This window comes from Pseudomonas sp. CMR5c (assembly GCF_003850545.1).
Classification (GTDB): domain Bacteria; phylum Pseudomonadota; class Gammaproteobacteria; order Pseudomonadales; family Pseudomonadaceae; genus Aquipseudomonas; species Aquipseudomonas piscis.
In genome coordinates, this window is sequence record NZ_CP027705.1 from 1,000,396 (window position 1) to 1,013,529 (window position 13,134).

General features: G+C 61.4%; 10 protein-coding genes. 3 read left to right on the forward strand and 7 right to left on the reverse strand.

The window, feature by feature from the left end; translation table 11 throughout:
- Positions 1-28: 28 nt before the first annotated feature.
- The 6 genes from C4K40_RS04505 to C4K40_RS04535 form a co-directional block, all read right to left on the reverse strand.
- Entirely contained in the window at positions 29-1,624 is a 1,596-nt protein-coding gene (locus tag C4K40_RS04505) for an ABC transporter substrate-binding protein (protein ID WP_031320887.1), read from the reverse strand.
- A gap of 78 nt (positions 1,625-1,702) precedes the next feature.
- Positions 1,703-3,079, reverse strand: a complete 1,377-nt coding sequence (locus C4K40_RS04510; protein WP_022642294.1) for an OprD family porin — start codon at positions 3,077-3,079, stop codon at positions 1,703-1,705.
- A gap of 169 nt (positions 3,080-3,248) precedes the next feature.
- Positions 3,249-4,850: an ABC transporter substrate-binding protein gene (locus C4K40_RS04515; protein ID WP_053138567.1), complete on the reverse strand. Its 1,602-nt coding sequence runs from the start codon at positions 4,848-4,850 to the stop codon at positions 3,249-3,251.
- 279 nt (positions 4,851-5,129) lie between these two features.
- On the reverse strand, positions 5,130-6,755 hold the full coding sequence (locus C4K40_RS04520; protein WP_053138570.1) for an ABC transporter substrate-binding protein: 1,626 nt from the start codon (positions 6,753-6,755) through the stop codon (positions 5,130-5,132).
- A gap of 704 nt (positions 6,756-7,459) precedes the next feature.
- Positions 7,460-8,023 carry a helix-turn-helix domain-containing protein gene (locus C4K40_RS04530; RefSeq protein WP_022642296.1) on the reverse strand — a complete coding sequence of 188 codons (564 nt, stop codon included), beginning with the start codon at positions 8,021-8,023 and terminating at the stop codon, positions 7,460-7,462.
- A 227-nt stretch (positions 8,024-8,250) separates the two neighbouring features.
- Positions 8,251-8,970, reverse strand: a complete 720-nt coding sequence (locus C4K40_RS04535; protein ID WP_022642297.1) for an SIMPL domain-containing protein — start codon at positions 8,968-8,970, stop codon at positions 8,251-8,253.
- Positions 8,971-9,226: 256 nt separating this feature from the next.
- Here C4K40_RS04535 and C4K40_RS04540 point away from each other — a divergent pair, with 256 nt between their 5' ends.
- From C4K40_RS04540 to C4K40_RS04550, 3 genes are all read left to right on the forward strand, one after another.
- The gene (locus C4K40_RS04540; RefSeq protein WP_022642298.1) at positions 9,227-10,489 is read left to right on the forward strand and encodes an ATP-binding protein; all 1,263 of its coding nucleotides are present in this window, start codon (positions 9,227-9,229) and stop codon (positions 10,487-10,489) included.
- Positions 10,482-11,042, forward strand: a complete 561-nt coding sequence (locus C4K40_RS04545) for a response regulator transcription factor (RefSeq protein WP_053138573.1) — start codon at positions 10,482-10,484, stop codon at positions 11,040-11,042. Before C4K40_RS04540 ends, C4K40_RS04545 begins: the two co-directional genes overlap by 8 nt.
- Positions 11,043-11,140: 98 nt before the next feature.
- The gene (locus C4K40_RS04550; protein ID WP_053138580.1) at positions 11,141-12,868 is read left to right on the forward strand and encodes an ABC transporter ATP-binding protein/permease; all 1,728 of its coding nucleotides are present in this window, start codon (positions 11,141-11,143) and stop codon (positions 12,866-12,868) included.
- A 64-nt stretch (positions 12,869-12,932) separates the two neighbouring features.
- On the opposite strand, the gene C4K40_RS04555 is transcribed toward C4K40_RS04550, so the two are convergent.
- Complete coding sequence (locus C4K40_RS04555; protein WP_022642299.1) at positions 12,933-13,124, reverse strand: hypothetical protein; 192 nt, start codon at positions 13,122-13,124, stop codon at positions 12,933-12,935.
- Positions 13,125-13,134: the final 10 nt, after the last annotated feature.

Genomic DNA, 13,134 nt, shown 5'->3' on the forward strand with positions numbered 1-13,134 from the left:
CCGGGTCGGGAGCAGCGGGCGTTTCTTATTACTTCACCTGGGTGGTAGCGAAGTTGTTGGTGGTCAGGGGGCTCTGGTGATACCCCTCGACGTTCTTGCGCATGGCGGTGAACATTTTCGGATAGGCCATGGGAATCCAGGGTTGATCCTGCTCAAAGATCAGCTGGGCCTTTTCATAGAGTTCGGCACGCTTGGCAGGTTCAGCCTCGGCGCGGGCCTGGTCGATCAGGTCCTGGAAGGTCTTGTTGCACCAGCGGGCGTAGTTTTCGCCGTTTTTCGCCGCGTCACAACTCAGGTTCGGGGTCAGGAAGTTGTCCGGGTCACCGTTATCCCCGGCCCAGCCCGCGGACACCATGTCGTGCTCGCCGTTCTTCGCGCGCTTGAGCATTTCGCCCCATTCCATCACGCGGATATCCAGCTTGAGGCCGATCTTGGCCAGGTCGGCCTGCATCATCTGTGCGCCCAGCAGCGGGTTGGGGTTGGTCGGGCCGCCGCCGTTGCGGGTGAACAGGGTGATCGCGGTGCCTTCGGGCACGCCGGCTTCCTTGAGCAGGGCGCGGGCCTTGTCCAGGTCCCGGGGCGGGTTCTTCAGGCTGGTGTTGAAGCCCAGCAGGGTCGGTGGGTACGGGCCGGTGCCGACCAGGGCATTGCCCGGGCCATACAGGCTGTTGACGTAGGCTTCCTTGTCGAAGGCGATGTCGATCGCCTTGCGGACCCGCACGTCGCTCATGTACTTGCGGGTGGTGTTCATGGCGATATAGCCGGTGGTCATGGCCGCCAGTTCATGTACCTGCAGGTTCGGGTCGGCCTTGATGCTGGGAATGTCATCGGGCTTGGGATACAGGGCGACCTGGCACTCGTTGGCCTTGAGCTTCTGTAGCCGTACGTTGTTGTCGGTGGTGATCGCCAGGATCAGTGCTTCGGCCGGTGGCTTGCCACGGAAATAGTCCGGGTTGGCCTTGAATCGCACCTGGGCGTCCTTGGCATAGCGGATGAATATGAACGGTCCGGTGCCGATCGGCTTGCTATTGAGCTCGGCGGTCTTGCCTTCCTTGAGCAGCTTGTCGGCGTATTCGGCCGGGAAGATCGACGAGAAGGCCATGGCCACGTCGGCCAGGAACGGAGCTTCGCGGCGGGTCAGTGTGAAGACCACGGTGTGGTCGTCGACTTTCTCTACGCTCTTGAGCAGTTCCTTGAAGCCCATGCTTTCGAAATAGGGGAAACCCACGCTGGACTTGTCATGCCAGGGGTGTTTCGGGTCCAACTGGCGCTGGAAGCTCCAGAGCACGTCGTCGGCGTTCATGTCGCGGGTCGGGGTGAAGTAGTCGGTGCTGTGGAACTTGACGCCCTTGCGCAGGTGGAAGGTGTATTGCAGGCCGTCGGGGCTGATCTCCCAGGACTCGGCCAGGGCCGGCTCGATGTCCGTGGTGCCCGGCTTGAAGTCCACCAGGCGGTTGAAAATGGTTTCCGCCACTGCGTCGGCAGTCACCGCGGTCGTGTACTGGACCATATCGAAGCCTTCCGGGCTGGCTTCGGTACAGACCACCAAGGGTTTGGCCGCGGCGCCCAGGGCGACGCTCAGCAATGCGGCGCTCAAGGCCGCTTTCATGGGTAGCATTTTCATCGAGAACCCCTTTCGAACGATGGAACCAGCGTAGCTTGAAGGGCGGACTCGTCATGAGTCCGCCGTTCGACTGGTGGGTTATAGGATATTGAATGGAACCGTGGTGACCAGGCGGAACTCGTTGATGTTGCCGTCGGCCTGGTACTTGCTGGCGCGGTGGGTGGTGTAGGTCGCGCGGATCGCGGTGGCCTTGAGCGGGCCGCTCTGCACCGCGTAGCTGGCGCCGATGCCGTATTCGTAGTGGGTTTCGCCGTCCATCTTGTTCACGTCGTAGGCGGTACCACGGTAGTGGGTACCGTCGATGCCCCAGCCGCGAGCCTGGTAGAGGTTGAACTTGAGGCCGGGCACGCCGTACTCGGCCATGTTCAGGCCGTAGGCGATCTGGAACGACTTCTCGTTCGGGCCGTTGAAGTCCGAGAGCAGGGAGTTGGCCAGGTAGATGCCGTTGGTTTCGTGCAGGTAGTCGAAGTACTCGTTACCGTTCACCGCCTGGTAGGAGAAGGTCAGGCTGTGGGCCTGGTGGGCCAGGCCCAGGGACAGCGAGTAGGTATCGTTGTCGATCTCGCCCATCTCTTTCTTGCCGGCATCGACGGTCTTGTAGTAGTTCAGGCCGGTGGTCAGGCCCAGCACCGAGCTGTCACCCAGTTCGTGGGTGAAGCCGAAGTAGTACTGGTTCCAGAAGTCTTCCACCTTGGAGGCGTAGAGGCTGGTCTTCAGGCTCTTGAGTGGCTGGTAGTTGGCGCCGATCACGCTGACGCGGTCGGTCTCGGCGCTGTTGTTGGTGTATTCGGAGCGGAATTTCGACAGGCTCTGTTCGGTCCGTGGCGATACCCGATCATAGCTACCGGCGTCGAACGACAGGTTGTTGAATTCTTCGCTGTGGATACTGGCCCCTTCGAAGCTCGAAGGCAGCGGACGGTTGCCGATGACATCGACGATCGGCGTGCTGACGTTCTGCCGGCCGACGGTCAGGGTGGTGTTGGATACGCGGAACTTGACGTTGGCCAGGCCCAGCTTGCTCCACTGGCCCACGGCGTCGCCGTCGGAGTGGGTCAGGGTACGGTTGTTCTTGCCGGCGATGTCCTTGCGGTCACGATCCAGGGCAATGGCGTTGTAGGCGGCGACTTCGGTGCTGACCCCAACGGTGCCTTCGGTGAAGCCGGAGGTGTAGTTGAGGATGGTGCCCTGCACCCAGTTGATACGGCGCGGGGTGGAGGTAGGCTGGCCGTTGTGGTTGTAGGAGAAGCGGTCGTTACGACGCTTCAACTCGTTGGCGTACCAGTTACGGGTGCTCCCGGACAGGCTCTGGCCTTCGATGAACCCCTTGGACTCGGCCTGGGCATTCTTGCTGTTCAGTTCAGTCGGGACGAAGTCCTGGCTGACGCTCTCTGCATAGGCCGTAGCAGTGATGCTACTGATGGCCAGGGCTAACAATGCGCTGCTGCTCAGTTTCATGGGTGATGCTCCTTTGTTTTGTTTTTTTACTTGCCGGTTTTTTTCGGCCGGCTGGCTTTTTGGAACTCATTCAAGGCATCGCAAACGTTTGCAGAGGGCTCATTCTCTGAATCCAGGCAATACGCCTGCATGAGGGCGAGCAACGCCCTCAGGGTTCTAGGCTCATCGGTTATGGGGTCAGGCCGACCCCGGAAAAGGAGTTGCGGCCAAAGGGGCTGACCTTGAAGCCCTCGACTTTCGAACTCAACGGCTGGTTGATCGTCGAATGGGCGATAGGGGTGATCGGCACCTGTTGCTTGAGCAGTTGCTGGGCCTGCTTGTACAACAAGGTGCGCTGGTCGCGGTCGGTGACGATCTTGGCCTGCTTGATCAGCTTGTCGTACTGCGGGTCGCACCACATCGAATAGTTGTTGCCGCCTATGGCATCGCAGCTGTACAGGGTGCCCAGCCAGTTGTCCGGGTCACCGTTGTCGCCGGTCCAGCCGATCAGGCTGACGTCGTGCTCGCCGTTCTTGGTGCGCTTGATGTATTCGCCCCATTCGTAGCTGACGATCTTCACCTTGAGGCCGATCTTCGCCCAGTCCGCTTGCAGCATCTCGGCCATCAGCTTGGCGTTGGGGTTGTAAGGGCGCTGCACAGGCATGGCCCACAGGTTGATCTCCGTGCCTTCCTTGACTCCGGCGGCCTTGAGCAGCTCGCGGGCCTTGTCCGGGTTGTAGGCGGCATCCTTGATGCTGTCGTCGTAGGACCACTGGGTCGGCGGCATGGCGTTGACCGCCAGCTGACCGGCACCCTGGTACACGGCATTGAGGATGGCCGGCTTGTTCACCGCCATGTCCAGCGCCTGGCGCACTTCCAGGCGGTCGAACGGCTTGTGCTGCACGTTGTAGGCGATGTAGCCGAGGTTGAATCCGGGCTTCTCGATCACTTGCAGTTTCGGATCGCTCTTCAGGGCGTCGACATCCGCCGGGCGCGGGTGCAGGGTGACCTGGCATTCGCCGGCGCGCAGCTTCTGCACCCGCACCGAGGCATCGGTGTTGATGGCGAAGATCAGGCGGTCGAGCTTGACCCGGCTCGGGTCCCAGTAGTGAGGGTTGGCGGTGTAGCGGATCTGCGAGTCCTTCTGGTAGCGCTGGAAGACGAAGGGACCGGTGCCGATGGGTTTCTGGTTGATCTGGCTCGGGGTGCCGGCCTTGAGCAGGTGCTCGGCGTATTCGGCGGAAAGGATCGAGGCGAAGCTCATGGCCAGGTTCTGGATGAACGCCGCATCCACGGTATTCAGGGTGATGACCACGGTCAGCGGGTCGGTCTTCTCGACCTTGGCGATGTTCTTGTTCAGGCTCATGCCGTTGAAGTAGGGGAACTCCGTCGGGTAGGCACGGCGGAACGGATGGTCGGCGTCGAGCATGCGGTTGAAGGTGAACAGCACGTCGTCGGCATTGAAATCACGGGTCGGCTTGAAGTACGAGGTGCTGTGGAACTTCACGCCCTCGCGCAGGTGGAAGCTGTACTTCAGGCCATCCTCGGAGATGTCCCAGCGGGTGGCCAGGGCGGGCAAGACGTTGGTCGCGCCTCTCTCGAACTCCACCAGGCGGTTGTACAACGGCTCGGCGGCATCGTTGTCGGTGGCGGTGGTGTATTGCGCGGTGTCGAAGCCGGCCGGGCTGCCTTCGGAGCAGAACACCAGGCTGCGATCGGCAGCCTGGCCCAACGAACTGGCGACCAACAAGCTGCTGCCCAGCAATGCCGGGATGATCAAGGAGTGACGCATGACGATCCATCTCCATTTTTTGTTGTGATGATCAAGGGACCATGGCTCCTTCCTGGAGCCTGTACAGGCCATTGATGCCAAACCATGGTTGCAAAAATGCCCACCGTCGCCCTTGCAAGTTGAAGGCCAGGGCCGTATCCGGCGCGGGCTCTGCAAGTCTTTTCGGGTACGGCTCCGGGATCGCGCGGCTGCGAGGTAGCGCAGTTGCGTCGATGCCGGGGCGGACTCTTTCGGGGGGGCAAGGCGACGGTGGCGTCAGGACGCCACCGTCGTCGCAAGTTACTTGCTGATGCTCACGCCGTAGAAGGAGTTCAAGCCGAACGGGCTGATCTTGAAGTCCTGCACGTTGGCGCGCATGGGTTGGAACACCGTCGAGTGTGCGATAGGTGTCATCGGGACTGCGTCTTTGAGGATGTGCTGCGCCTGCTTGTACAGCTCGGTGCGTTTAGCGACATCCGATGTGGCCTTGGCTTGCTTGATCAAAGCGTCGTAAGGCTTGTCACACCATTTCGAGAAGTTGTTGCCGTTCATGGAGTCGCAGCCGAACAGGGTGCCCAGCCAGTTGTCGGGGTCACCGTTGTCACCGCTCCAGCCGATGATCATCGCCTGGTTCTCGCCGCCCTTGGAACGCTTGATGTACTCGCCCCACTCATAGCTGACGATGTTCACCTTCAGGCCGATCTTCGCCCAGTCGGACTGCAGCATTTCTGCCATCAGCTTGGCGTTGGGGTTGTAGGGACGCTGTACCGGCATGGCCCACAGGGTGATCTGGGTGCCTTCCTTGACGCCGGCTTCCTTGAGCAGTTGGCGGGCTTTCTCGGGATCGTACTTGGCGTCCTTGATGGTGGTGTCGTAGGACCACTCGGTCGGCGGCATGGCGTTGACCGCCAGCTGGCCGGCGCCCTGGTACACCGAATCGATGATCTGCGGCTTGTTCACCGCCATGTCCAGGGCCTGGCGTACCTTGAGGTCGGCCAGTGGGTTGGCGTCGGTGCGGCCCTTGAGGACCGGCATCACGTTGTAGGCGACATAACCCAGGTTGAAGCCGGCCTGTTCAGGCATCTTCAGGTCCTTGTCTTCCTTGAGGGCCTTGAGGTCGGCCGGACGTGGGAAGAGGGTGACCTGGCATTCGTTCTTCTTCAGCTTCTGGATACGCACCGATGGGTCGGTGGTGATGGCGAAGATCAGGTTGTCGATCTTCACGTCTTCAGGTTTCCAGTAGTCCTTGTTGCCGGTGTAGCGGATGTTCGAGTCTTTCTGGTAGCTCTTGAACACGAATGGGCCGGTACCGATCGGCTTCTGGTTGATGTCGCTGGTCTTGCCTTCCTTGAGCAGCTTGTCGGCGTATTCGGCGGACTGGATGGAGGCGAAGCTCATGGCCAGGTTCTGGATGAACGCGGCGTCGACGCTCTTCAGCGAGAAACGCACGGTCTTGTCGTCGAGTTTCTCGATCTTGGTGATGTTGGTGTCCATCCCCATGTCGGTGAAGTACGGGAATTCGGTCGGGTATGCCTTACGGAACGGCATGTCCTTGTCGATCATCCGGGTGAAGGTGAACACCACGTCGTCGGCATTGAAGTTGCGGGTCGGGGTGAAGTACGGCGTGGTATGGAACTTGACGCCTTCACGCAGGTGGAAGGTGTAGGTCAGGCCGTCTTCGGAGATGTCCCAGCTGGTGGCCAGGCCCGGGATGACCGCGGTGCCGCCACGTTCGAACTGGCTGAGACGGTTGAACAGGGTCTCGGCCGAGGCGTCGAAGTCGGTTCCGGTGGTGTACTGGCCCGGGTCGAAACCGGCAGGGCTGCCCTCGGAGCAGAACACCAGATTAGTCGCCGCCTGGGCGATGGGGGCGCTGGCCAGCAGACCGGCGCTGACTAAAAACGGAATGACTGCTTGTTTGAACATGGTGGCCTCATGATTTGTTGTCATTGTTTGTGTTGAGGGCGACCTTGTGAGTCGACCCGCCGATACTTATGCAGGCCCCATACCCAATGCAAGATGTGGGGCCGGCGCAGGTATCAAAGAGTGGAACGAACGTACAGGAATGACGCATTTGTATAAAACTTGACGCATTTGATCGTTTGCGTCGGTTCTTTATGGTGCATCTGCCGCCTTTTTTGTGGGCATGCATGGGCGATTGCGCCCCGTAATGGTGCATGCCTTGGGCGGGCGGCGAGCGATTTGCGCAGCGGATTTCCCGGCGCACGGGCGGTCCTGCAGGAGAACTGCAACGCCATGGCGGCCGGAAGGGAAGACGCGGGGTAATGGTTGCCAACAGCGTGGGGCAGCGGGGAGCCGAGGCTCAGACCGGCGGCTTGCCAAACCTGGAATGGGTGGAACTTACACATGCAAACCTCATTTTTTCTTTTTCTAGGGCTTACCTGAGGGTGGCCTTGTGGGCCGTGGCAACTCGCCTTGCCATGGGAAATGGATGAACCCATGGAGCCTTTGCGGCGATGGCGAGTGCCTGTCATGTGTTTGCATGGTCACTCGCCGATGCCGAAATTAAGTCATGCTGAAATTGCGGTCAACGAAAATTAAGCATGACTAACTTTTCTCCTGCGCAAAGCCTCGTCCTTGAGGCTCGGCAGGCATGGCGGGAATGGGTTTCAGGAGGCGGGGAGGTCGTCGAACAGGCCCATGGTGGTGACGGTCAGGACTTCCGCCGGACCGTCGCCGACATTGGCCAGGAAGTGGGCCTTGGTCGCGTCGAAGTGCACCGAGTCGCCGGGGCCCAGGGGGTATTGCCGGCCTTCGATGGTGTACACGATCTGTCCAGAGAGAACGTAGGAAAACTCCGAGCCATCATGGGAGATGAGTTCTGATTGATATCCCACTGAGATGTTCATCTTCACCGCGTTGATCATGTTTCCGGGAAATGAACTGGACAGGCGCTCATAGGCCAGCGGCTGGCCCTCGATGGTGTAGCGCACCCGTTCGCCGTCGTGGGAGTCGGGCTGGGCCTGGATTGGCTGGTCGAACAGGGCGTTCAGCGGAACATTCAGGGACTTGGCGATGTTGACCAGGGATGAAATGGACACGCCGGTGAGATTGCGTTCTGCCTGGGAGAGGAAGCTGGCAGTCAGACCGGACTCGCTGGCAATCTGACGCAGGGTTTTCTTGGCGGCGCGGCGATAGCGGCGCAGGCGTTCGCCGATGCGATCTGCGGTCATTGAAGAGACTCTTATTGGAAAGCTGCAGTAAAAATACCCGGCGTGTATCTGGCGGACGTCAGCAACGTATGACAGATCCATGACGGGGGCGTCACTGTAACATCACCTTGCTGGTTGGATTCATACACAACGACGCGAGTTTTCCTAATTCGCCAGACGACAGGTAGAAACGCAAAACGGCGACCACGTTTGCACGGGGGCGCCGTTTTGCGTGGTTGATGCGTGGCTTATTGCATCAGCACTTCGATGGCGCCGTCGGCGGTCATGTTGACCTTGCTGGTGCCGGCTTCGACTTCCGGGGTGACGGAAGAGGAAGCGAAGTCCGCGCCGGCGGCCTTCATCATCGGTGCGCGCAGGTAGGGCTGTGGATAGCCGTTGCTGTTGAGGTTCAGGTTGACGATCTTGTAGCCCTTGCCACCCAGGGCCTCGGTCGCCAGCTGGGCCCGGGCCTTGAATGCCTGGACCGCGTCCTTGAGCAGGGCATCCTCGCTGGCCTTGCGGGTCGCAGGGGCGATGGCGAAGTCCATGCCGTCCATCTTCAGGTCGGTCAAGAGTTCGCCGGTCAGCTTGGACAGGGCGGCGAAGTTGGAGCTTTCCAGGCGCAGTTCCGCGCGCTCGCGCCAGCCGGTGATCTTCTGGCCCTTGCTGTCGTAGATCGGGTAGCTGTTGCGGCTACCCTGGCTCAGGGTCACTTCCTTGACCTGGCGCGCCTGTTCCAGGGCCTTGTTCATGGTGGTGCTGATTTCTGCCGCCAGCTTGGCTGGATCGGAGTTCTGCGACTCGCTGTAGAGGGTCACGATCATCAGGTCCCGGGCCACTTCCTGGCTGGCTTCGGCGCGCAGGGAAACCTGGTTGTAATGCAATTCATCGGCGGCCAGGGCAGGCAGGCTGGTGAGGGTGCCGGCGCCAAGGGCCAGAAGGGCGACGCTGCGAGTGAAAGGCTGCATGGGATCTCCTTGAGTGCAGTCCGCAAGCCGAAAGTTCGCGCCTGCGTGAGCGATATGACTCTAGCTTTTATTCCCAGTTGCACCCATTACAACTTTGATACACCTTGGCCTCCCTTATTCCGGGACTTGTGCTTGTAGCTCAAAGCTTGCCGCTTGCCGCTGCTTTTCCTGTGGCGCTTTGCCGCAGTTTGCCTGCGTTGGGGGCTGCTTGGTTATACTCCCGCCGATTGCCCTGGAGCGCTCATCAGGAGAGCTCATGCTCGCCCCCGTAAAATTGCTGTCTGCAACTCGCCAGAACCTCTGGCGCCTGACCTTCATCCGCACCCTGGTTCTGGCCGCTCAGGCCGGTTCGGTGGGGCTTGCCTACTGGCTCGACCTGCTGCCGCTGCCCTGGTTGCAACTGGGCATCACCCTGGTGTTCTCCATGGTGCTGTGTGCCTTCACCGCCATCCGTTTGCGCACCTCATGGCCGGTGACGGAGCTGGAATATGCCCTGCAACTGGCTTGCGATCTATTTATCCACAGCGTGCTGCTGTATTTCTCCGGCGGCTCCACCAACCCTTTCGTCTCCTATTACCTGGTGCCCCTGACCATCGCCGCGGTGACCCTGCCCTGGCGCTATTCGGTGGCACTTTCCGGGATCGCCCTGGCCCTCTATACCCTGTTGCTGGCGTGGTTCTATCCCTTGCAGACCCTGCCCATCGCCCGCGAGAACCTGCAGGTCTACGGCATGTGGCTGAGCTTTGCCCTGGCCGCGGCGGTGATCACCTTCTTTGCCGCACGGATGGCCGAGGAGCTGCGGCGCCAGGAAGAACTGCGGGCGATCCGCCGCGAGGAAGGGCTGCGCGACCAGCAGTTGCTGGCCGTGGCCACCCAGGCCGCCGGCGCCGCCCATGAGCTGGGTACGCCGCTGGCGACCATGAGCGTGCTGCTCAAGGAAATGCGCCAGGACCATCCCGATCCGTTGTTGCAGGATGACCTCAGCGTGCTCCAGGACCAGGTCAAGCTGTGCAAGGAAACCTTGCAGCAACTGGTACGTGCCGCCGAAGCCAATCGGCGGATGGCGGTAGAGATGCAGGATGTGACCCAGTGGCTCGACGAAGCCCTGAACCGTTGGCACTTGATGCGTCCTGAGGCCAGCTATCGTTTCCACCTGCTGGGCCAGGGCCCGATGCCACGCCTGGCACCGCCGCCGGACCTGACCCAGGCGCTGCTGAACTTGCTCAACAATGCCGCCGATGCCTGCCCCGAAGGCCTGGAGGTACGCCTGGACTGGAATGCGGAAGACCTGACCATCAGTATCCGCGACCACGGCGCCGGAGTACCCTTGGCCATCGCCGAGCAGATTGGCAAACCGTTTTTTACCACCAAGGGCAAAGGTTTCGGCCTGGGCCTGTTCTTGAGCAAGGCCAGCGTGACCCGCGCTGGTGGCTCAGTAAAACTCTACAGTCATGAGGAAGGCGGTACGCTCACCGAGCTGCGCCTGCCCCGTGCCGCCCGAGGAGACGACCATGAGTGAAGAGAACCAAGTCGAAGGCGAGGAACTGCCGCACCTGTTGCTGGTGGATGATGACGCTACCTTTACCCGCGTGATGGCGCGAGCCATGAGCCGTCGCGGCTTTCGCGTCAGTACCGCGGGTTCCGCCGAAGAGGGCCTGGCGCTGGCCCAGCAGGACCTGCCGGACTATGCCGCGCTGGACCTGAAGATGGACGGCGATTCCGGCCTGGTGCTGCTGCCCAAGCTGCTGGAGCTGGACCCGGAGATGCGCGTGCTGATCCTCACCGGCTACTCGAGCATCGCCACCGCGGTGGAGGCGATCAAGCGCGGAGCCTGCAATTACCTGTGCAAGCCGGCGGATGCCGACGATGTACTGGCGGCGCTGCTGTCCGAGCATGCCGACCTCGACACCCTGGTGCCGGAAAACCCTATGTCGGTGGACCGCCTGCAGTGGGAGCACATCCAGCGGGTGCTGACCGAGCACGAAGGCAACATCTCCGCCACTGCCCGGGCCCTGGGCATGCACCGCCGTACCTTGCAGCGCAAGCTGCAGAAGCGCCCCGTCCGCCGCTGATCCGCGCCGGGCGCCGTGTCCTCCAGGACAGGTGAAAAAGCGAGCCGATCGACTATGATCGGCTCGATGCTTTCCCCCCTCTCAATCGAGCTCCAATGATGAATCAGAACGCTGAATACTCTGCGGTCAACGATGCCGTGCGCGGGCAATTCTTCCGTCGGGTGTGGGCCATGACCGTGCCCTACTGGCGCAGCGAGGAAAAGGGCAAGGCCTGGCTGCTGCTGATCGCGGTGATCGGCTTGTCGCTGTTCAGCGTGGCGATCTCGGTGTGGATCAACAGCTGGTACAAGGATTTCTACAACGCCTTGCAGAAGAAGGACGAAGCGGCATTCTGGCACCTGATCCTGTATTTCTGCGGCATTGCCGCGGTGGCGATCCTGGGCGCGGTGTACCGCCTGTACCTGACCCAGATGCTGACCATCCGCTGGCGGGCCTGGCTCACCGAGAAGCACTTCGCCCGTTGGCTGGACAACAAGAACTACTACCAGCTGGAGCAGGGCGGTTATACCGACAACCCCGACCAGCGGATTTCCGAGGACCTCAACAGCTTCACCACCAACACCCTGGCGCTGGGCCTGGGGCTGATCCGCAACCTGGTCAGCCTGGTGTCCTTTTCCATCATCCTCTGGGGCGTGTCCGGCAGCATCGAGGTGCTGGGCTATACCATTCCCGGCTACATGTTCTGGTGCGCCCTGGTGTATGCCCTGGTCGGCAGCTGGCTGACCCACCTGATCGGGCGCCGGTTGATCGGCCTGAACAACCAGCAGCAACGTTTCGAGGCCGACCTGCGTTTCTCCATGGTGCGGGTCCGGGAAAACGCCGAGAGCATTGCCCTGTATGACGGCGAGAAGAATGAGAACCAGCGCCTGAGCAGTCGTTTCGGCAAGGTCTGGCACAACTTCTGGGACATCATGAAGGTATCCAAGCGCCTGACCTTCTTCACGGCCGGTTATGGCCAGATCGCGATCATCTTCCCGTTCATCGTCGCGGCCCCACGTTACTTCGCCGGCAAGATCGAGCTGGGCGAACTGATGCAGATCAACTCGGCCTTCGGCAACGTCCAGGAGAACTTCAGCTGGTTCATCACGGCCTATTCCGACCTCGCAGCCTGGCGCGCCACCTGCGACCGTCTGCTGAGTTTCCGCCAGGCCATGAGTGACAACGAGGAACGCCCCCCGGCCATCGACGTGCGAACCGAGGGCAAGCAGCTGCAAGTGCATGACCTGGGCCTGGACCTGGCCGATGGCCGGCACCTGCTGGCCGGTGCGCAGATGACCGTGAGCCCGGGCGAGCGGCTGATGCTCAGCGGTCGCTCCGGCAGTGGCAAGAGCACGCTGCTGCGGGCCATGGGGCGCCTGTGGCCGGCGGGCCACGGCAATATCCGCTTGCCGGACCAGCGTGCGCTGTTCCTGCCGCAAAAGCCCTACCTGCCCATTGGCAGCCTGCGTGAGGCCCTGAGTTATCCACAAGCGGGCGACAGCTATGCCCAGGAACGCTACGAGCAAGTGCTGGATACTTGCCGTTTGGCGCATCTGGTGCCGCGCCTGGTTGAGCCCAATCACTGGCAGCGCATGCTTTCTCCGGGCGAACAGCAGCGCCTGGCCTTTGCCCGGGCGCTGTTGTATGCACCGCAGTGGCTGTACATGGACGAGGCCACCTCGGCCATGGATGAAGAAGACGAAGCGGCGTTGTACCAGGCGTTGATCGACCAGCTGCCGGGGTTGAGCATCGTCAGTGTCGGCCACCGCAGCAGCCTCAAGCGTTTCCATCCGCGGCATGTTCGCATCGACCAGGGCCAGCTGGTGGAGCAGCCCCTGAGCGCCTGATCACCGTCCGGATGTACGAAGGCCCGCCCGGCAGTAGCTGCCGGCGGGCCTTTTTTCGCGGGTGTCAGCCGTTCTTGAGGATAGTGCGGTCGACTCGCACCGCCAGCTGGCCGCTGCCCGGCTTGGCGTTGAAGGCCACGTTGCCGCGTTCGTCGACGCTGGCCCGGGCGATGGGCGCGCCGTTGAGCAGCAGCTCCAGCGGAGCGCCCTTGAGGGATTGGCCGGAGGCCAGTTGCAGGTTCAGATTGATAGCCATGGTGATGTCC

Bases quoted from the DNA above. Each gene is read 5' to 3' on its own strand.
- C4K40_RS04510 (WP_022642294.1), bottom strand. From the start codon at position 3,079: ATGAAACTGAGCAGCAGCGCATTGTTAGCCCTGGCCATCAGTAGCATC.
- C4K40_RS04505 (WP_031320887.1), bottom strand. From the start codon at position 1,624: ATGAAAATGCTACCCATGAAAGCGGCCTTGAGCGCCGCATTGCTGAGC.
- C4K40_RS04535 (WP_022642297.1), bottom strand. From the start codon at position 8,970: ATGCAGCCTTTCACTCGCAGCGTCGCCCTTCTGGCCCTTGGCGCCGGC.
- C4K40_RS04520 (WP_053138570.1), bottom strand. From the start codon at position 6,755: ATGTTCAAACAAGCAGTCATTCCGTTTTTAGTCAGCGCCGGTCTGCTG.
- C4K40_RS04555 (WP_022642299.1), bottom strand. From the start codon at position 13,124: ATGGCTATCAATCTGAACCTGCAACTGGCCTCCGGCCAATCCCTCAAG.
- C4K40_RS04550 (WP_053138580.1), top strand. From the start codon at position 11,141: ATGAATCAGAACGCTGAATACTCTGCGGTCAACGATGCCGTGCGCGGG.
- C4K40_RS04515 (WP_053138567.1), bottom strand. From the start codon at position 4,850: ATGCGTCACTCCTTGATCATCCCGGCATTGCTGGGCAGCAGCTTGTTG.
- C4K40_RS04530 (WP_022642296.1), bottom strand. From the start codon at position 8,023: ATGACCGCAGATCGCATCGGCGAACGCCTGCGCCGCTATCGCCGCGCC.
- C4K40_RS04545 (WP_053138573.1), top strand. From the start codon at position 10,482: ATGAGTGAAGAGAACCAAGTCGAAGGCGAGGAACTGCCGCACCTGTTG.
- C4K40_RS04540 (WP_022642298.1), top strand. From the start codon at position 9,227: ATGCTCGCCCCCGTAAAATTGCTGTCTGCAACTCGCCAGAACCTCTGG.